Annotated in this window: 19 protein-coding genes; 10 read left to right on the top strand and 9 right to left on the bottom strand. The window is 67.7% G+C overall.

Features of this window, described 5'->3' with window-relative positions:
- Positions 1 to 78 precede the first annotated feature (78 nt).
- A complete protein-coding gene (locus tag FCI23_RS14415; protein WP_136724106.1) occupies positions 79 to 630 on the top strand; it encodes a TetR/AcrR family transcriptional regulator in 552 nt (183 codons plus the stop codon).
- A gap of 21 nt (positions 631 to 651) precedes the next feature.
- Here FCI23_RS14415 and FCI23_RS14410 read toward each other — a convergent pair whose 3' ends face one another.
- Entirely contained in the window at positions 652 to 1089 is a 438-nt protein-coding gene (locus FCI23_RS14410; RefSeq protein ID WP_136724103.1) for an ATP-binding protein, read from the bottom strand.
- Between the two features lie 158 nt (positions 1090 to 1247).
- Here FCI23_RS14410 and FCI23_RS14405 point away from each other — a divergent pair, with 158 nt between their 5' ends.
- From FCI23_RS14405 to FCI23_RS14375, 7 genes are all read left to right on the top strand, one after another.
- Positions 1248 to 2090, top strand: a complete 843-nt coding sequence (locus tag FCI23_RS14405; protein ID WP_136724100.1) for a helix-turn-helix domain-containing protein — start codon at positions 1248 to 1250, stop codon at positions 2088 to 2090.
- A complete protein-coding gene (locus tag FCI23_RS14400) occupies positions 2087 to 2332 on the top strand; it encodes a DUF397 domain-containing protein (RefSeq protein WP_136724097.1) in 246 nt (81 codons plus the stop codon). The genes FCI23_RS14405 and FCI23_RS14400 overlap by 4 nt, the downstream gene beginning before the upstream one ends.
- 214 nt (positions 2333 to 2546) lie before the next feature.
- Positions 2547 to 3995, top strand: a complete 1449-nt coding sequence (locus FCI23_RS14395) for an FGGY family carbohydrate kinase (RefSeq protein ID WP_136724094.1) — start codon at positions 2547 to 2549, stop codon at positions 3993 to 3995.
- A complete protein-coding gene (locus FCI23_RS14390; RefSeq protein ID WP_136724091.1) occupies positions 3992 to 5395 on the top strand; it encodes an NAD(P)/FAD-dependent oxidoreductase in 1404 nt (467 codons plus the stop codon). The genes FCI23_RS14395 and FCI23_RS14390 overlap by 4 nt, the downstream gene beginning before the upstream one ends.
- Positions 5392 to 6633: an NAD(P)/FAD-dependent oxidoreductase gene (locus FCI23_RS14385; RefSeq protein WP_136724088.1), complete on the top strand. Its 1242-nt coding sequence runs from the start codon at positions 5392 to 5394 to the stop codon at positions 6631 to 6633. Before FCI23_RS14390 ends, FCI23_RS14385 begins: the two co-directional genes overlap by 4 nt.
- Positions 6634 to 6713: 80 nt before the next feature.
- Complete coding sequence (locus tag FCI23_RS14380; protein WP_136724087.1) at positions 6714 to 7172, top strand: pyridoxamine 5'-phosphate oxidase family protein; 459 nt, start codon at positions 6714 to 6716, stop codon at positions 7170 to 7172.
- Between the two features lie 177 nt (positions 7173 to 7349).
- Positions 7350 to 8768: an APC family permease gene (locus tag FCI23_RS14375; RefSeq protein WP_136724085.1), complete on the top strand. Its 1419-nt coding sequence runs from the start codon at positions 7350 to 7352 to the stop codon at positions 8766 to 8768.
- Here the strand turns inward: FCI23_RS14375 and FCI23_RS14370 are convergent.
- The gene (locus tag FCI23_RS14370) at positions 8750 to 9793 is read right to left on the bottom strand and encodes an MFS transporter (RefSeq protein ID WP_246143706.1); all 1044 of its coding nucleotides are present in this window, start codon (positions 9791 to 9793) and stop codon (positions 8750 to 8752) included. The two genes, FCI23_RS14375 and FCI23_RS14370, sit on opposite strands and share 19 nt — an antisense overlap.
- Positions 9794 to 10036: 243 nt before the next feature.
- Positions 10037 to 10624 carry a winged helix-turn-helix domain-containing protein gene (locus FCI23_RS14365; protein WP_136724081.1) on the bottom strand — a complete coding sequence of 196 codons (588 nt, stop codon included), beginning with the start codon at positions 10622 to 10624 and terminating at the stop codon, positions 10037 to 10039.
- Positions 10625 to 10694: 70 nt separating this feature from the next.
- Here FCI23_RS14365 and hemC point away from each other — a divergent pair, with 70 nt between their 5' ends.
- Positions 10695 to 11624, top strand: coding sequence for a hydroxymethylbilane synthase (gene hemC, locus FCI23_RS14360; protein WP_136724078.1), 930 nt, complete (start codon positions 10695 to 10697; stop codon positions 11622 to 11624).
- A 234-nt stretch (positions 11625 to 11858) separates the two neighbouring features.
- Here hemC and FCI23_RS14355 read toward each other — a convergent pair whose 3' ends face one another.
- Positions 11859 to 12080, bottom strand: coding sequence for a DUF7848 domain-containing protein (locus FCI23_RS14355; RefSeq protein WP_136724075.1), 222 nt, complete (start codon positions 12078 to 12080; stop codon positions 11859 to 11861).
- Positions 12081 to 12871: 791 nt separating this feature from the next.
- Here FCI23_RS14355 and FCI23_RS14345 point away from each other — a divergent pair.
- A complete protein-coding gene (locus tag FCI23_RS14345; RefSeq protein WP_136724396.1) occupies positions 12872 to 13078 on the top strand; it encodes a winged helix-turn-helix domain-containing protein in 207 nt (68 codons plus the stop codon).
- 646 nt (positions 13079 to 13724) lie between these two features.
- Here FCI23_RS14345 and FCI23_RS14340 read toward each other — a convergent pair.
- The 5 genes from FCI23_RS14340 to FCI23_RS14320 all read right to left on the bottom strand — a co-directional run bounded on the left by FCI23_RS14340 (position 13725) and on the right by FCI23_RS14320 (position 17667).
- On the bottom strand, positions 13725 to 13916 hold the full coding sequence (locus tag FCI23_RS14340) for a hypothetical protein (protein WP_136724069.1): 192 nt from the start codon (positions 13914 to 13916) through the stop codon (positions 13725 to 13727).
- A 77-nt stretch (positions 13917 to 13993) separates the two neighbouring features.
- The gene (locus FCI23_RS14335; RefSeq protein WP_211265325.1) at positions 13994 to 14311 is read right to left on the bottom strand and encodes a hypothetical protein; all 318 of its coding nucleotides are present in this window, start codon (positions 14309 to 14311) and stop codon (positions 13994 to 13996) included.
- Between the two features lie 405 nt (positions 14312 to 14716).
- Positions 14717 to 16147: a phage major capsid protein gene (locus FCI23_RS14330; RefSeq protein ID WP_136724066.1), complete on the bottom strand. Its 1431-nt coding sequence runs from the start codon at positions 16145 to 16147 to the stop codon at positions 14717 to 14719.
- Between the two features lie 17 nt (positions 16148 to 16164).
- Complete coding sequence (locus FCI23_RS14325) at positions 16165 to 16410, bottom strand: hypothetical protein (RefSeq protein WP_136724063.1); 246 nt, start codon at positions 16408 to 16410, stop codon at positions 16165 to 16167.
- A gap of 186 nt (positions 16411 to 16596) precedes the next feature.
- On the bottom strand, positions 16597 to 17667 hold the full coding sequence (locus tag FCI23_RS14320) for a DNA primase family protein (protein ID WP_169316794.1): 1071 nt from the start codon (positions 17665 to 17667) through the stop codon (positions 16597 to 16599).
- Positions 17668 to 17801: the final 134 nt, after the last annotated feature.

Below are 17801 nucleotides of genomic sequence, written 5' to 3'. Positions count from 1 at the left end.
CACTCCTTCTTATGCAACGATCGCTGCGTTAGCGGCTGAGCCTACAGCAAACGCAGCGATCGGTGCGATAATCAAAAAATGACCGAGATCTCAAGCCACACCCGCCCCGGGGGGCGCTCGGCCCGCGTTCGCGGCGCCGTGCATCGCGCAGTCGAGGAACTCCTGGCCGAGGGCCCGCCGGAAACGCTGACCATGCCCCTGGTCGCCACCCGTGCCGGCGTCCACCCGACCACCGTCTACCGCCGTTGGGGATCACTGGCCGAGCTCCTGGAAGATGTCGCGACCAGCCGCTTCAGCGGCGACATCGTCGTACCCGACACCGGCGCTCTCCCCGACGACCTGGAGCGCTGGGTCACCGATGTCGCCACCGACCTCGCCGACCCCGACTCCCTGGCCCTCATTCGCGCCAGCATCGGCTCAAGCCCCGCGGGCGCCTGCGCCTGCACTGCGGACCGCCACGCCCAGCTCGCCGCCATCTTCGACCACGAACGCTCCCGCGGCGGCCATCCCCCGACCGTCGAGCGCGCCACCGACACCCTCCTCGGGCCGCTCTACTACCGCGCCATCTTCACCCAGCAGCCCGCCGAGCCGAGCTGGGCGCGCGAGCTCGTCGACACGCTGCTCCGCTGATGCCCCTGGCGGGGGTCATCGTCAGATATCCAGCACCGCCCAGACCGTCTTGCCCGGCCCTTCACAGTCCGCGACGCCCCAGCGGCTCGCCAAGGCGGCCACCACCAGCAGACCCCGCCCCGCTTCCGCGTCCGGCTCGGGTGCGGCGGGCCGCGCGGGCGGACGACTCTCGTCCCGTGCGTCGGAGACCTCGATCCGGATCCCCTGCCCGGCGGTGAGCACGACGCGCAGTTCCAGGTCCCGACCCGGGACACGACCGTGGGTGACCGCGTTCGCCGCCAGCTCGGCCACGATCGCGGCGACGGCGTCGGACAGCTCACTGCCGTACGGGAAGCCCCACGCGTCCAGCTCGTACAGGGCGAGCAGCCTGGCGAGGCGGGCACCCTTGCGAGAAGGGCTGAAGCGCTGGGCGAACACACTTACGGTGGCGGGTGCTTGGGGCACGGAGGGGGCTGACATGCCCCTACGGTGGCGGGCCTTCCGGGGGCGCGACCAGGTCAGCCACTCGTACGCTGGGTGAGCGTACGAGTGCGGAGAGTGGACAGTACCCGTAACGGGCCGTAACCATGAGCCAGTTGGGCGGTTGGCAAGGAAACGCGCACCGGAGGTGGCTGGATATGGCGGGCGGCAGTGGTATGGGGGCAGGGAACGGCGAGCCGGAACCCTCGGACAGCCTCAAGGTGTTCGGGGCAGTCGTCAAGGCGTTTCGCCTACGGGCGGGGCTCACGCAGGAACAACTGGCCCCCCAGGTGGGGTATTCAGTCGAAACCGTCGCCTCGATCGAGCAGGGACGGCGGTTCCCGCCGCAGGACTTCGTCGAGCGCACGGAGGAAGTGCTGGACGCGGACGGGGTGCTCACGGCTGCGGCGAAGCGGGTGACGCGGCGGCAGGGTCTGGCGGTGTGGTTCCGGCAGTGGGCGAGCTTGGAGGAGGACGCGGTCAGCTTGTGTACGTACGAGTGCCGGGTGGTCCCAGGGCTGTTGCAGACGGAGGCGTACGCGCGGGCGGTGATCTTGAGCGTCCCCCCGCTGGTTGAGGAGGAGCGGGTGGCGCAGCGGGTCGCCGCCCGCCTCGAACGCCAGCAGTTGCTGCGCCGGAAGCAACCCATCGCGTTCAGCTTCATCATCGAGCAGGCACTGCTCGAACGGCACACCGGCGGCACCGAGGCCACCGGGGAACTCATCGACCACCTGCTGGCCTGCACCGAGTTGTGGAACGTCGAGCTACAGCTCATGCCGCTGCGACAGCCGGACCACGCGGGCTTCGACGGGCCTATGCAGCTGCTGGAGACACCGGACCACCGGTGGGTCGCCTACAGCGAGGGCCAGAAGACCGGCCAGTTGATCTCCGAGCCGAAGGACGTCAGCGTGCTGCACCGGCGTTATGCCAAGATGCGTTCACAGGCTCTCACCCCGGAGGACTCCGTGGGCCTGCTGAAGCGAATGCGAGGAGCGCTATGAGCACAAGCGAGCTGAACTGGTTCAAGAGCAGCTACAGCGGTTCGCAGGGCGACGACTGCCTCGAAGTCGCCCTCTCCTGGCACAAGTCCAGTCACAGCGGTTCCGAAGGCGACAGCTGTGTCGAGGTCGCCGCCTGCCCCGGCACCGTCCACGTACGGGACTCCAAGGACAAGCAGGGCCCGCAACTCGCCCTCACCCCCGCCGCCTGGACGGCGTTCGTCACGCACGCGGCGAGCCGCTGACCGCATAGCGCGAGCACAGCCTGGAGGGCAAGGCCCCCTTGACGTGCACCTGAGGGGGCTTCACGCTCTTTTTCTCCGGCCCGGAGATCATAAGGAGTCGATCGATGACCCAGCCCCCCAGACCGGCAAAGGAAACGGCGGCCTCCCCCTCCTCCGCCGCGACGACCTCAAAGCCTGGCCTCGCCACGCTGCTGCGACTGGAGGACCGCGCACTGTGACCGTGCTCGCCATCGACCAGGGCACCTCGGGGACGAAAGCCCTCGTCGTCGACCCGGCGGACGGTGTGGTCGCCGTCGCCGAGGTGCCGGTCACCCCCGTCTACCTGCCCGGCGGCGGGGTCGAACAGGACCCGCAGCAGCTGCTCGCCTCTGTCCTGAAGGCCGGGCGGCGAGCCGTCGAGCTGGCAGGCGGCCGCCCCGTACAGGCTGTCGCCCTCGCCAACCAGGGCGAGACCGTCCTCGCCTGGGACCGCCGCAACGGCCGTCCGCTGTCCCCGGCCATCGTCTGGCAGGACCGAAGGGCGGAGGCACTCTGCGCCGAGCGCGCCGACGCGCGGGACTGGGTGAGGCAGCGCACCGGGCTGGTCCTCGACTCCTACTTTTCCGCGCCCAAGATGATGTGGCTGCGGGAGAACGTCACCCGGCGAGGGGTGGTGACCACCACCGACACCTGGCTGGTCCATCAGCTCACCGGAGGCGGGGCGTTCGTCACCGACGCCTCGACCGCCAGCCGTTCGCTGCTGCTCGACATCGATACCGTCCAGTGGGACCCGGAACTGGCCGCGCTCTTCCGGCTGGACCCCGACGGGCTGCCCCGGATCGCCGCCTGCGACGAGATCGTCGGCACGACGACGGCCTTCGGCGAGGAGATACCGGTGGCGGGCCTGGTGGTGGACCAGCAGGCGGCCCTGCTCGCGGAGGGCTGCCTCACCCCGGGCACCGCCAAGTGCACCTTCGGTACGGGGGCGTTCCTGCTCGCCAACACCGGTGAGAAGGCACTGCGGCCGGCCTCCGGCCTGACCTCGTCCGTCGCCTGGCGGGCGCGCGGGCAGACGCCGTACTGCGTGGACGGCCAGGTGTACACCGCTGCCTCGGCGGTGCGCTGGCTCCAGGACCTGGGCTTTGTCGATTCTGCCGCCGACCTCGACGAGGCGGCCGCGAGCGACGCACAGGGAGTGCTCTGCGTTCCCTCCCTCGCCGGGCTGGCCGCGCCCTGGTGGCGGCCCGACGCCACCGCCGCCTTCACCGGGATGACGCTTTCCACCCGGCGTGAGCACCTGGTGCTGGCCGTGCTGCAGGGCATCGCCGCCCAGGTCGCCGAACTCGCCACCCTGGTCGAGGCCGACCTCGGCGCTCCGCTGACCAGGCTGCGCGTCGACGGGGGCCTCACCCGCAGCCGGGCGCTGATGCAGGCCCAGGCCGATCTCGCCCAACTGCCGGTCGACGTCTATCCTTCGACGCACGCCACCGCGCTGGGCGCCGCCGCCCTGGCCCGGCTGGCGGCGGAACCCGGGCTCACCCTCGAAGCGGCCGTACCGGCCTGGACACCCGGCACCGCCTTTGAGCCGCGCTGGTCGAAGGACCGGGCGGAGGACCACCGCGCCCGGTGGCGGGCCGCAGTGGAAGCGACCATTGCGCGGGACCCGCAGGAGGACGCCCCATGACCGGCGATCCGGAGGTCTACGACGTCGCCGTGATCGGTGCGGGCGTCGTCGGCTCGGCGATCGCCCGGGACCTGTCGGGACACGCGGTCTCGGTGGCCCTCCTCGACGCCCGCGACGATGTGGGCGACGGCACGAGCAAGGCCAACACCGCCATCTTGCACACCGGTTTCGACGCCAAGCCGGGCACTGTCGAATCCCGCCTGGTCCGACGCGGCTACGAACTGCTCTCCGAGTACGCCAAGGCCACCGGCATCCCCGTGGAACGCACCGGAGCCCTGCTGGTCGCCTGGACCCTGGAGGAGCTGGACGCCCTCCCCGGGCTACGGGACAAGGCCGAGGCCAATGGCTACCGGCACTGCGAGCCCGTCACCGCCGAGGAGGTCTACCGCCAGGTCCCGGCGTTGGGCCCGGGAGCACTCGGCGGCCTCACCGTCCCCGACGAGTCGGTCATCTGCTCCTGGACCACCGCGCTCGCGCTGGCCACCGATGCCCTCGCCCGGGGCGCCCGGCTGCTCCTCGGCCACCGGGTGAACAGCGTCGAGAGCAGTGACGGCACGACCACGCTGCACACCTCGCGCGGCCCCGTCACCGCCCGGTGGGTGGTCAACGCCGCCGGGCTCGGCGCGGACGTACTGGACGCTCTCTTCGGCCACCGTCGGTTCACCGTGACCCCGCGCCGGGGCGAACTCCTCGTCTACGACAAGTTCGCCCGTCCCCTCGCCGACCGCATCGTGCTGCCCGTACCCAGCTCGCTGGGCAAGGGCGTGCTGATCTGCCCCACCATCTACGGCAACGTCATGCTCGGCCCCACCGCCGAGGACCTCACCGACCGCACCGACACCGGCACCTCCGAATCCGGCCTGGACTTCCTGCTCGCCAAGGGCGCGCGGCTGATGCCCCGCCTGCTGGAGGAGGAGATCACCGCGAGCTACGCGGGGCTGCGCGCCGCCATCGACCACGACGACTACCTCATCGAACCGGACCCCGACCGGCGGTACCTCCTGGTCGGCGGCATCCGCTCCACCGGCCTCACCGCCTCGCTGGCCATCGCCGAGTACGTCCGCTCGGTGCTGGCCGGGTCCGGACTGGCGCTGGAGCCACGCGCGGACCTGCCGGAACCGCCGCGCATGCCCAACCTCGGCGAAGCGTTCGTCCGCCCCTACCAGGACGCCGAACTCATCGCGCGGGACAGCGCCTACGGGCGCGTCATCTGCTTCTGCGAGCGAGTGACGGAGGGTGAGATCCGCGACGCCCTCCGCTCCCCGCTGCCGCCCGCATCCCTCAACGGGCTCGCCCGCCGCACCCGGGTGACGAACGGGCGCTGCCAGGGCTTCTACTGCGAAGCGGAGACCGGCGCCCTGCTGGCGGCGGCTTCGGCCTCCCGGGAGGGGAACGCATGACCTCTCGCCTCACCACCGATGTCGTGATCATCGGCGCCGGGCCCGCCGGACTCACCGCCGCTGCCCGCCTGGCCCCGCACCTGGACGGACGCGTCCTGGTCCTGGAACGGGAACGGTCCGCCGGCGGCATCCCCCGCCACAGCGACCACCCCGGCTACGGAATCCGCGACCTCAGGCGATTCGTCAGCGGCCCCGCCTACGCCCGCGCCCTCGTGGACCGGGCCACCCGCGCCGGGGCGGAGATCCGCACCGAGGCCACCGTCACCGGCTGGGCCGGGGAGCACTCCCTCGACGTCACCACGCCCCAGGGCCGGGTCCGCGTCGACGCCCGGGCTGTCGTCCTGGCCACCGGCGCCCGGGAACGCCCCCGCAGCGCCCGGCTCATCCCCGGGGACCGCCCCACCGGGGTGTACACCACCGGACACCTGCAGAACCTGGTGCACCTCCACCACCAGCAGGTCGGGCGGCGAGCCGTGGTCGTCGGGGCGGAGCCGGTAAGCTGGTCCGCCGTCCTCACCCTGCGCAAGGCAGGCTGCCGGACAGTGCTGATGACCACGGAGCACCCCGCGCCCGAGTCCTACGCCGCCTTCAACCTGCCGGGACGCACCCTCCTCAAGGTGCAGGTCGCCACCCGCACCCGGGTCACCAAGGTCATCGGCCACGGCGCACTGACGGCGGTGGAGATCGAGAACCGTGCCACGGGGCAGCGCCGCACCGTCGAATGCGACACGCTCGTCCTCACCGGCGACTGGATCCCCGACCACGAGCTCGCCCGCAGCGCCGGACTCGACCTCGATCCCGGCACCAAGGGCCCACTGGTCGACACGGCGCTGCGCACCAGCCGCCCGGGCGTGTTCGCCGCCGGAAATGTGCTGCACGCGGCCGACACGGCCGACATCGCGGCGCTTGACGGACGGCATGCCGCGGAGCACGTCCGCCTGTGGCTGCGTGGCCACACCCCGGCACCGACCGCCGTCCCGATCACCGCCGACGCCCCGTTCCGCTGGGTGGCCCCCGGCCTGTTCAGGCCCGGCGACCCGGCGCCGCCGCGCGAGCGCCTGCTGCTGTGGACGGACCGCCTGGTCCGCGTCCCGCATGTGGTGGTCCGCCAGGACTCCCGCGTCCTCACCCGCCGCCTGGTCCCCTGGCCCGCCTCCCCGGGGCGCGTCTTCCGGATCCCGTGGAGCGTGCTGGGCGACGTCGACCCGAAGGGCGGCCCCGTACACCTCGGCCTGTGACCGGAGGATGGCGTAAGGCACGGGTCCTAGGGCCTTTGGCTCAGGTGCGGCACCGCATGGCGCCGATAGCGTCTCGGCGCATGGGAACAAACGCAGGGCCGCGCCCCCTTGAGCAGCGTCACCGTGAGGCGCTGGACCGGTTGGAGCATGACAAGGACGTATGGGTCGCCACGGCGGATGCCGATGGTGAGCCGTGCCTCGTGCCACTGGCCTTCTGGTGGGACGGCGAGGAGGTGTGGCTGTCGACCCGGGAATCGAATCCGACGGGACGCAATCTGGCGGCCTCGGGGCGGGTGCGGCTGAGCTTTGGGGACACACGAGACGTGGTGCTGGTGGGCGGGACGGCACGGATGATGACGGCGGACGAGCTGCCGGCCGGGGTGGGCGATGCGTTCGCGGCGAAGGGCGATTGGGATCCACGGAAGAGCGGCCCGGCGTATGTGTACTACGCGGTACGGCCGTGGTGGGTGCAGGCCTGGGGGACGGTGGTGGAGATGCAGGACCGGGATTTGATGCGGGACGGGGTGTGGTTGTTCTGATCGCGCATGTGCGCGGATCCGTTTCCGGATGGGGTTTGGTCGGCGTTTGCGTGTTCGTATCACCGAATTCGCTACGGATTCCGTCGTCGGCGGGCTATTGACGCGTTCTTGGTACCGGGGTTTGATGCCGGGAACCGGAGACGGTAGCCCCCTTCAGCCCGAGCCGATCGGACCCGTATGACCGACATACTGCGCGAGGCCGCCACGCCGCCGCCCGCCCCGCTCGCGCCGCCGATCGGGGCGCCCAAGGCCCTGACGCGGTCCATCGGGGTCGTCGGCGGCACGCTGCTGACCTTGTCCTGCCTGACGCCTGCGTCGTCGCTGTTCGTGATCGTGCCGCCGCTCTTCGCGGATCTGGGTACGGGGACGGCGCTGACGATCGTGATCGCGGCGCTCCTCTGTATCGGCGTGGCCTTCTGCTACTCGGAGCTGGGCACGCTCATACCGAGCGCGGGCGGCGAGTACGCGATGGTGGGCACGCTGGTCGGGCGGCTGGCGGGATGGGTGGTCTTCGTACTGTCGCTGATCGTCGTGATGATCGTGCCGCCCATCATCGCCCTCGGAACCGGCGAATACCTCCAACCGATCGTGCACCTGAACGGCCAGGCCGCAGGGGCGGGAGTGATGCTGCTGGCGACCGTCATGGGCCTGCTCGACCTGCGCGCCAACGCCTGGATCACGGGCATCTTCCTCTGCCTTGAGGTCATTGCGGCCGGTATGGTCGCCTTCCTCGGCTTCTCGCACTCCTCACGCCCGGTCTCGACGCTGATCCACCCGGTGACGGCGGCCGGGCACGGCACGACCTCGGTGGTGACCACCGGCACGATCATCGCGGGCCTGGCCATCGCGCTCTTCGTGCTCCAGGGCTTCAGCACGGCGGTGTACCTGTCGGAGGAGATGGAGAACCCACGCCGGAATGTGTCCCGTACGGTGCTGTGGACGCTCGGGATCGGCGCGCTGGTCGTCATCGTGCCGACGATCGCCATCACACTCGGCGCGCCCGACATGCGGACGCTGGCGGAGGGCAACCTCTCCGCCCTGGTGCAGGGCTGGAGCAATTCGGCGGTCGGCACCTTCATCAGCCTCTGCATCGCGCTGGCCATCATCAACGCGGGGATCGTCATGGTGATCCAGAACTCCCGGATCCTGTACGCCTCCGCCCGCGACCGCGCCTGGCCGACGCCGGTCAACCGGGCCTTCGGCACGCTGGGCAGGCGTTTCGGCTCACCCTGGATCGCCACCCTGGCGGTCGGGGTGCCGGGCGCGGTGCTGTGCTTCGTGCCGGTGGAGACGCTGAGCGGGGTGACCGGTGTCGCGGTCGCCGCCATGTACATCGTCGTCGCGGTGGCGGCACTGGCGGCGCGCCGGGGGCACCACGGGAAGCGCGCGGCATGGCGGATGCCGCTCTGGCCTGCGGTCCCGGTGGTGCTCATCGCCGTACTCGCTTACGTCCTGACGCAGCAGACGGTGCGGGACCTGGTCGTCACGGGCGGCATCGTGGCACTGGCCGGGCTGTACTGGCTCTTCTACCTGCGGCCGCACCAGGACACGCGATGGGTGATCTCCGTACCGGAGGATCAGCTCGGGCTGGACTGAACGATCGCGGACGCCTCCCCGGCCGGAGCCTCATCGTCCCGGCCGGGGAGCTCCCGCATCCGGGGCACGGGGGACGGGATCAGCCACAGGACGCCGAGGAGTGCCCCGGTGGTCGCGATCCAGAGGGCGGGGCGCAGGCCGAGCGCGGTGCCCAGGTAGCCGCCGGTGAGGGCGCCGATGGGGCGGATGCCGTAGTTGAGGGTGCGCCAGGCGCCGGTGACGCGGGACCGCAGCTCGTCGGGGATGAGGGCGGCTTGGACCGCGCCGATGGTGATGTCGAGGATTACCACGCCGATGCCGTTGCCGAACTCGGAGAGGAAGAGCAGCCCGAGTACCAGCGGGGTCGGGCCGCTCGCGAGCGGGACCAGCAGGAGCGGCACCGGGAAGGCGACGCAGCCGAGGACGACGGCGGGGCCGATGCCTATCCGGCGGACGATACGGCCGGTGAGGACCGAACCGATCAGTCCGCCCACGGCACCAGCTCCAAGGACCACGCCCAGGGTCCCGGCGCTCAGGCCGAGCGCGGTGGTCGCGTAGAGCACAAGGAGCGCGTGGAAGATGAAGTTGAAGAAGTTGAGCGTCGCTACGGCTGCGAGGGCGAAACGCATCACCGGGTTGCGGGCGATCCAGCGCAGTCCGGCGGTGAAATGGCCCTTCGTCGGGTGGGCGAGCGGCGGTTCGGCCGGTGATATCCGGGCGAGGCAGCCGGCCGATACGAGGTAGCTCACGGCATCGACGGCGAGCGCGAAAGGCGCGGCCAAAACCTCGACAAGCAGGCCGCCGATACTGGGGCCCGCGACGAAGGACATCGCCCGGCTGCCGTTCATCAGTGAGCTGCCCTGCACGTAATGCCGGGCGGGAACGAGCGAGACGAAGAGCGTGGCATTGCAGACGTCGAAGACCACGCTGAACGCGCCTACGGCGAAGGCGATGAAATACAGCTGGACGAGGCTGAGCGCGCCGAGGATGTAGGCAACGGGCAGCCACCCCATCAGCAGCGCACGGGCCAGGTCGGCCGCGATCATGATGGCGGCGCCTGCCCCGCCGGTCGACCCAGGCACCGGCCGCGAGCGAGAGCAGCAGCGCGGGCAGCAGTCCGGCCGTGGTGAGCCAGCCCATCTGTGCGGCGTCCGCGTGCAGGACGAGAACAGCGGTGAGCGAGATGGCGATCAGGGATATCTGGTCGCCGAAGAGGGAGACGGACTGACCGGTCCAGTAGCGGCGAAAGGGGCGCTGGCGCAATAACTCGGGGACGCGCCTGGCGAGGCTCACTCGCTCTGCCCGGCGCCGGGCACTTCGCGGGCGGCGAAGGCGATCCGGAGGAGGGTCACCAGACGCGCTCCCTCGGGGCGTCGGCTTGGATCGCCCAACCGGCCGGTGTAGGGCTCCAGCAGCTCGGTCACCTTCTCCCCCAGCTCCTTGAGCTCACCCGCCGTCAGATAGAGCATGTCGTCGCCGTACTGCTCGGCCTCCTGCCACTCCTGTGGCAGATTCCCGCGCTCCTCCACGGCGTGCGTCATCTGTTCGAACCAGCGCTCGGCGACGGCCAGCGTCAGCGCGTTGGCCGCCTCGGCCACGGCGGGGTCGTCGGAGTAGCCGGGCCAGTCGGTGTACCGGGCCGTTGCCCGCCACGGTTTCTCCCTGCCCCGGCCGCCCTCCGCCTCCTCCACGAGGCCGTACTTCGCGAGCATCCGCAGGTGGTACGAGCAGCTGGCGACCGACTCTCCGGTGAGTACGGCGGCCCGGGTGGCGGTGAAGGGGCCCTCTCGGCGGAGCAGACCGACGAGGGCCATGCGGGTGGGGTGGGCGTAGGCGCGCAGGGCGCGCGGGTCAGTGAGCCGGGTAATCCTGGACATGATGTAAAGCTATCTTTAGAAAGATTCCTTTACAAGCGTTTGGATGGGCCGACCCCCTACCCTGAACGCCATGACAGCGCCGTTGCGAATCGTCACCCGCTCCTCCCCCATGGCCCTCGCCCAGGTCGAGCGGGTACGAAGTGAACTCACCGCGTTCCACGCCGGGCTGGAGACCGAGATCGTCCCGGTCACGACCAGCGGCGACAGATGGGCCGGGCCGCTGTCCGCGCTGGGCGGCAAGGGCGCGTTCACCAAGGAGGTCGACCAGGCCCTGCTCGACGGCCGCGCCGACCTCGCCGTGCACTGCATGAAGGACGTCCCCGGCGACCACCCCGTCCCGGCCGGGACCCTCTTCGCCGCCTACCTGGCGCGCGACGACATCCGCGACGCTCTGGTGCACCCCGGCGGGCTCGCCCTCGGCAAACTCCCCGACGGCACCCGCGTCGGCACCTCCGCCGTCCGGCGCATCGCCCAGCTCGGGCAGCTGCACCCGCACCTGCAGACCGTGCCGGTCCGGGGCAACGCCAACACCCGCCTGGCCAAGCTCGACGCCGGTGAGGCCGATGCCCTGCTGCTCGCCGTCTCCGGCCTGGAACGCATCGGCCACGCCGGGCGGATCACGCAGATCCTGTCCGTCGACGCCATGTGCCCGCCGGTCGGCGCCGGAGTGCTCGGGCTGCAGTGCCGCGACGACGACACCGCCACCATCGGCCTGATCACCCCCCTGGGCGACGCCGACGCCTGGCGCCAGACCACCGCCGAGCGCACGCTCCTCCATGTCCTGCGGGGCCACTGCAACTCCCCCATCGCCGGATACGCGAACACCGAACCCGACGGCCGGCTCTCGCTGCGCGCCAAGGTCTTCAGCCCCGACGGCAGGACCGTGCTGGACGCCCACGAGTGGGGCGACGCAGCCGACCCGGAGACGCTCGGGGCCTCCGTCGCCAATTCCCTGCTGAAGCAGGGCGCCCGGGGCGTCATCGACGACATCCCTCACTAGCCCGCGCTGGATGCGCGCAGAGCCTTTCTGTCACCGGTGACGGCGATCGCGCCGTCGGTGTCCGTACGCAGCACCGTCGCGCCCTCAGCGCGGAGGGTGTGGACGGTGTGCGGGGAGGGGTGGCCGTAGGGGTTGCCGTACGCCTGTCACTTCTAGTTCTAGCATGAACTTGCAGGTCAGCGCAGCAAAAGACCCCGATCATCCACACGGGACAACCGGGGTCGCTTGCTCGGGTCACTCGTCTCTCGTCACCAGCGCGAATGACGTGCAGATGCGCCGGAATCCCGCGTGTCCGGTCCGCCCCGTGTGCTCCATGCACGCGATGTCAACCGGCCCGCTGTCGTCGCCCTGGACGTCCCGCCAGTCGCAGCGCAGGCACTCCGCTTCGTACGTGACGTCGGTATTCGGATGCGCCGTGATCGTATGGCTCACGTACCGGTAGACCTTGCGGCTCATCGCTGCCCCCATGCTTTCGGCCTAGGGGTGTGCGCTGGGTGTCGCCGGACCAAGACTCGGCAGTCGATTTCCTTTGTCCTGTCACCAGCCTCTTTGGCTGCCCGCTCGATACGCGCAAGCTCTACGCACTCTCGACAGCTCACAGTGCCCCCCGACTACGGGCATTCGACTCAGCGACGCGGGCATGCAGTCGCTCTGACTCATCAGCGGGGCGCACGCACAAGGCTTCCCACTCTTCTCCTCCGGCCGGCGGCTTGAGAGTGACTGTCTCTCCGTCCAACGCCGTAACCTTGCCTACGCGGTTCTGCTCGGTATCTACCGCGAGCGTCCCCACCACGGGCACATATGGCGCGCTCACAGTGCCACCGCCGGGAGATCCATGCCCATAGTCGCCAGCACGAGCGCGCGTCGTCGGTGTTGTTGCCGCTCGCGCTCCCGCTGTTGCTCGAACGCCACGAGATACGGGCGGACAAGTGCCGTTTCCTCGCCATCGATCAGCGCGAGGTGGACGTGTGGGCGGCGGGGCAGTACCGGCGGCGGTGTCGGGGTCGGTGTAGCCCTACGTCGTCCAGATGGCGGGAATACGCATTCGATGATCCTGCGGATAAGCTCAAGCACTGTTGGCGCTCCCATAAGCGTCGGCCATGGCCCGGGACGGTTACCGCCGTTGCCGGGCTCTTTCATGACCAAAGCTACTCCACTGTGCACCCTCTGCACAGTCCGCACAGTGTGCTAGCCCTCGCGCGGAGTGCACAGGGCGCACGTAGGTTCGGATCATGTAATACGAGTACATCCGCATTGCCGACGACCTACAGCGGCAGATCGAAAGCGGGAAGATCCCACCGGGCGCGAAGTTGCCGGGCGAGCTGGAACTGTCGGAGGCCTACAGGGTGTCCGCTGGAACGGTCCGCCGTGCTGTGCGAGAGCTGCGGGAACGCGGGTTGGTCGCCACGCTGGCAGCGAAAGGGACGTACGTCGTTGACCAGGCAGCGGAGTAGGGCGCATGTCCGCTATGTCCCTCGGGCAGTCGTTGAAGCCGGTGCACCTACCGGCGAGTAAGTCAAGTAAAATCTCTAATCGGTCCTAGTGCATGCTGCGCAGCCTGTCAACTATGCCCTCTAGCATGCCTGTACGGTCCCCACAAGTTGGCAGGTCAGCGCTGTGAGCATACTTCCTCCGGTTTGGCAAACGGCTCACTTTGGCGAAACTGACTTCCAGTCAGCAAAATTCAATCACAAAGCGTCAACCAATCTGAGTTAAAGTCAGGTTTTCCGCCTATACCATCTCCGCTGACTCGTCAAGGGTTCCGGGCCAACGACTCGCCGACGGCTAAACCGGACATGGCGGACAGCGGGAAGGGCGACATGCGAAAGGGCCCGCACCGGCCACCGGATGGCAGCGGGTACGGGCCCCTGTGCTGTATGACAGGCGTCCTACACGGTTGAGACGCGCGTATTACCGACTATGAACCCTGTGATACGTGGTATTACACCAGGTGGGACGTCTTCATAATCTGCGGCATAGCGGTAGGCGTCCGCCAGCCGTTCCAGCGCCACACGGACGGCCTCTGTCGCGGTATCACATCCGTGCGCCTGTATTACGGCTAGGTCGTCGGACATGCCCTGGGTTAGCCGCATCGACATGCTAGGCATCGTTCGGTCCGTCCTCGCTGTCGATATCCTGCACAAGCTCGCGCGCGCGCTCAGCGGGGATACGGGGATGCACAGCCGTGCCGGCCGCTATACCGCGCAATAGCTGGTCCTCGTCCGCTGTCAGCGCGCCGAAACCGACCAGCCGCATTGCTGCCCATACCGGGATGGCGCGACCGAATGCCACGGAGCTTTCCTGCTCACCTAGTGCCTTCCATTCCGCGTCGGTGCGATGAAAGGCGGTTGCAGACGTCCTACGGGGCTTCACTGACTACCGCCTAGGGCATAGGTTCCGCGCACGCCTACGCGCCGCTGAGGGACGTTCTCGCTGTCATCTTCGGGCAAGCGCAGCGCAGCAACGAGCCGTGCGAGCGCTATGCGCATCTGACGTGCTTCCGTGAGTGCCGGATTCACGCGACCGGCGATTGTGTGGCCGGCGGAAGCCACGTGCGCAGCGAGAGCATCCAAGTCGTCCATGGTGCGCGCGATTTCGTCCAGTAGGACGATTTCGTGATCCTGCAACTCATAGCGACCGACGACCGATGCTCGGAAGTTGTCACCGCGCGTAACTGGCATGTCCATTATGTCCTAATCTCCGTTTGGTTCAGCTCGTGCGAATGCGCGTCTCTAGGGGGGCCGGGTCCCTAAAGGCCGCGTAACGGAACTTTGACCCACGCCCCCCTATAGGTGGGCAATACGGACATTCTTAGTCACTCAATGTGACAGCGAGGCAGGGCCACGGCAGCCGCACACCTAATCACGTGACTAGGTGGCTGCACGCTTGCGAGTACTGGCCTTCAGCCGACGGACAGGGACTGGCTTGCCAATTATGGCTGTACGTCCTCGACTCCGCGCGGCGAACATCTTGGCTACGTCTCGTTGGTTGTGCTGCTCAAAGGTCATCGTGTCCTCATTGTGTTCTTCATTGGTTACGCTGAGCACGGGCACGGCAGCCACATGGTTAGAGACTGCCGTGCCCATTGCTGATTACCAGCCCGGAGTCTTGAGACCGATGCCGCTGATGACCGCGATACCAGCCGGGTAGCGCCCTGCCTGGAAGCTCACGTAGTTGTACAGACGCACGTACAGCGAAAGGTTGTTGGCGTAGGTCTGCTCATATGCCTGGCAGCGGATGTTGGACTCCCAGGTAAGCAGCTCTTCCCGGCGAATCAGGATCACCCTGTCTTCATTGGTGCCCGCTCCGAGGTTGACCGGTATCGACGCATCGGCGTAGACCGGAAGACCGAGCAAAGTCCCAACCGAACCCTCTGCCGTAACCTCTGTCGAAAGGCCCATGGAATTGAATGCGCCATTGCCATTCGGCAGGACAAGCGGACGGCCGGTGCTGTCAGCCTGCGCACACAGATAGGCCCACCGTCGCGGGTGCATGACGATCGCATCCGGCGCCTTGAACCTAGTGGAGTGAATGGCCGAAATGGCGGACGCAAGGATGCTGAAGAATCCGCCTATACCGGTAAGAGTCGGAGTCGTCTGCGTATACGCGATCTGCTGCGTACCGGCCAGCGAAAGAATGCCGGTTAGCGCCCCGCCGGTACCGGGTCCAGAGAGGATGGCCGAATTGAGCTGTACGGCATACGAGGACGATAGGTCGTCCAATATCATCCTGTCCATGCCGCCGGTAATCGGAGACATCTCGACAAGCTGCATAGCCAGGATCTGCCCGCCGGCCAGCGTGATGACGGGCGAGGCGATAGACGAAGTTGTCATATCCGTCTGTGAGATCGCCGAGTTCTGGACGAGCTGTTGGGCTACCGAAGTGCCGGAATTGACCTTCGGAATGTTGATCGAATCGGTGCCCGGCGGAAGCGGCTGGATATCCGTGAGATCGACTGTGACCCGCCCAGGACGCGCGAGGCGCACGAATTCGTTGGTGAGCCACAGCGGAGGCACCATCTCGCCGGCGCTGCCATCGGTCGTGGTCAGCGCACGGACTTCGCCGGCAGCCTTATCGCGTTCCTGCACAATCGTATTGTTCCGCTGTAGCCGGTCGGCAGCGTCGGCATCGTGCTTGTTGTCAGCGCGGTAAAGGTCCTGGAAATAGGAGTATTTCCCGTACTTCCTGTAGATCTCTTCCGACTTGCTGACAGTCGCGCGCGGCTCGTAAGCCTTGCCGGGCATGGCGTTGCGGGTCTGGTCCATATTGCTGTTTCCGTTCTGATTGGGTGAAAAACGGGCTTGCATCGGTGCGGCAGCGGCATCGGCTAGTACTTGCTCGGAAAGCTCTTCGATTCGCTCGGTAAACTCGCGCAGCTCAGTCTCAAGCGCATCGAATCGCGTGCCCTCGACGGCTGTGAGACTGCGGTGTTCGGACTTCGCCGTATTGATTAGGCGGGTGGCCTGCGCATTCGATTCAGCGCGCTTCGCCCGTAGGGCTGTGATCATTTCGGTCTTTGTCACTGGGTTTCTTCCTTTTCTTAGGCTTGTGCGTCGGCGATATCGATAGACAGCGTGCGGCGGGAAACGGCCAGTTGGCGGCTGTTCGTGCCAGCGTCAACGAGTGCCGTAAGCGTGGCTACTAGCGGATTTGGCCTGCCCTGGTCGTCTACGGCACCGGTCTTTTCGATGGCTGAGAGGACTTCGGCGGTCAGCACATCGAGGCGACCCCTCAAATTCCCCACTATTCCGGTCTCGTAGTGCTCGTACGGCCGGCTGGCAGCCATCGCGCTGGGATTTGGGCGTATTTCTGGCATGACGAAGCCTTCTCTACTCTTGATTAAGTGGGGTTTTACCGGCACAGCGGGATGGGCGCGCTAGCGAGAGGGTGCAAGGATTTCGTGCACCGGTCTAAACTTTCCTTCTGCGTAAGAGAAGTTCCTACCGGTGCACGATTTCTTTGCACCCCTTCGCTACGCGCTGTTCTTGGCCTGCCCGAAGATGTCCGCCACGGTGCCGGGAGGATGCTCCGCTGTCGGCCGGTCTTCCGGGAGTCTGATTCCGACGTAGACCCAACCGGCCTTCCGTCGCTGCTCGGCCACTCCTCGCGTAAGAAGGTGCTTCTTAACGCTAGATGGGCTGTACTTAGCGGACTTGTCCCCGTTGTTGTCTCGCCAGTCCTTCAGCCGTCCGTTAAACGACGTGCGTAGGACCTCGCAACCGTCGTCATACTCGAACAGCTCACCAACGAGCGCCTTCAGCGGGTCAACCTCTTCCTTGTGCATTTCGGTTGCCGCCCGGATATCGTCAATGTCGCGCAGCCGGCCCGCTGCGTAGTACTCCACTGCACCGCGAACAACCCAAACGGCTACGCCTTCCACTTCGGGCCCTTGAATGGTCGGTTCGAGGTCAGGGTCTACCCTGTCGCCCGTGAACGACTCGCCAAAAAGAATGGCCTTAGTCCGCGCCCACAGTGCCGCTCCGCCCGCCGAGAATTCCGGTAGGTGGTTCGTAGACAACACCAATGTGAACGTAGGCGCGAAAGTGAATTCCTTGCCGTACAGGTGGCGTGCCTGGATACGGTCTCCGCCGCTGTGTTTCTTCAGACGCGCGGTATTCATCGGAACTTCCGCTTCGCCCTCTTGGGCAACAACCATGCGCGCACCGCGAAGTGCCGCTAGCTGTTCGGTGTGCGGCTCTCGCCCCCGGCCACCCTCGTACAGCCCGAAATCGACCTCACGGACGATCTGAGGGCCGAACGCAGCTTGCATGGTGCGAACGGTCGTCCCCTTGCCGTTGCGGCCCTGAGCGCCGTACCAGACGCCTAGAACGTGGTCCCGGACTTCACCCGTGATGCACAGCCCTAGGAATCGCTGATAGTAGCTCTGTAGCTCGGGCTTATCCGGGAAAACCTCTTCGAGGAAGCGTTCCCAGCGAGGGCAGGGCGCGCCCGGCACGTAGTCAACCAGCGCATGCAGCGTCAGCATGTCCGCCGGCTCGTGCGCCTTCATTTCGCCGCTGCGCAGGTCAACCGTGCCATTCAAGAATGTCGGCGGTCTCAAGTGGTGAGCGCATCAAGCTGACGCGATGAATTCCTGCAATTTTTCTGCCGGAGTCCGCCATCCCAGCGTTTGCCGAGGGCGTCCATTCAGTCGCGCAGCGATCTCATCAAGCTCGG

Origin of the sequence: Actinacidiphila oryziradicis, from assembly GCF_005047355.1 — a bacterium.
Lineage (GTDB): Bacteria > Actinomycetota > Actinomycetes > Streptomycetales > Streptomycetaceae > Actinacidiphila > Actinacidiphila oryziradicis.
Note: the sequence above shows the minus strand (reverse complement) of the source record. Positions and strands in the feature narration are given on the sequence as shown.

Excerpts from the sequence above, each read along its gene's own strand:
- FCI23_RS14380 (WP_136724087.1), top strand. The coding sequence starts at position 6,714 with ATGGGAACAAACGCAGGGCCGCGCCCCCTTGAGCAGCGTCACCGTGAG.
- FCI23_RS14390 (WP_136724091.1), top strand. The coding sequence starts at position 3,992 with ATGACCGGCGATCCGGAGGTCTACGACGTCGCCGTGATCGGTGCGGGC.
- FCI23_RS14375 (WP_136724085.1), top strand. The coding sequence starts at position 7,350 with ATGACCGACATACTGCGCGAGGCCGCCACGCCGCCGCCCGCCCCGCTC.
- FCI23_RS14400 (WP_136724097.1), top strand. The coding sequence starts at position 2,087 with ATGAGCACAAGCGAGCTGAACTGGTTCAAGAGCAGCTACAGCGGTTCG.
- FCI23_RS14385 (WP_136724088.1), top strand. The coding sequence starts at position 5,392 with ATGACCTCTCGCCTCACCACCGATGTCGTGATCATCGGCGCCGGGCCC.
- FCI23_RS14370 (WP_246143706.1), bottom strand. The coding sequence starts at position 9,793 with ATGATCGCGGCCGACCTGGCCCGTGCGCTGCTGATGGGGTGGCTGCCC.
- hemC (WP_136724078.1), top strand. The coding sequence starts at position 10,695 with ATGACAGCGCCGTTGCGAATCGTCACCCGCTCCTCCCCCATGGCCCTC.
- FCI23_RS14355 (WP_136724075.1), bottom strand. The coding sequence starts at position 12,080 with ATGAGCCGCAAGGTCTACCGGTACGTGAGCCATACGATCACGGCGCAT.
- FCI23_RS14365 (WP_136724081.1), bottom strand. The coding sequence starts at position 10,624 with ATGTCCAGGATTACCCGGCTCACTGACCCGCGCGCCCTGCGCGCCTAC.
- FCI23_RS14325 (WP_136724063.1), bottom strand. The coding sequence starts at position 16,410 with ATGGCTGCCAGCCGGCCGTACGAGCACTACGAGACCGGAATAGTGGGG.
- FCI23_RS14410 (WP_136724103.1), bottom strand. The coding sequence starts at position 1,089 with ATGTCAGCCCCCTCCGTGCCCCAAGCACCCGCCACCGTAAGTGTGTTC.
- FCI23_RS14335 (WP_211265325.1), bottom strand. The coding sequence starts at position 14,311 with ATGGACATGCCAGTTACGCGCGGTGACAACTTCCGAGCATCGGTCGTC.
- FCI23_RS14405 (WP_136724100.1), top strand. The coding sequence starts at position 1,248 with ATGGCGGGCGGCAGTGGTATGGGGGCAGGGAACGGCGAGCCGGAACCC.
- FCI23_RS14415 (WP_136724106.1), top strand. The coding sequence starts at position 79 with ATGACCGAGATCTCAAGCCACACCCGCCCCGGGGGGCGCTCGGCCCGC.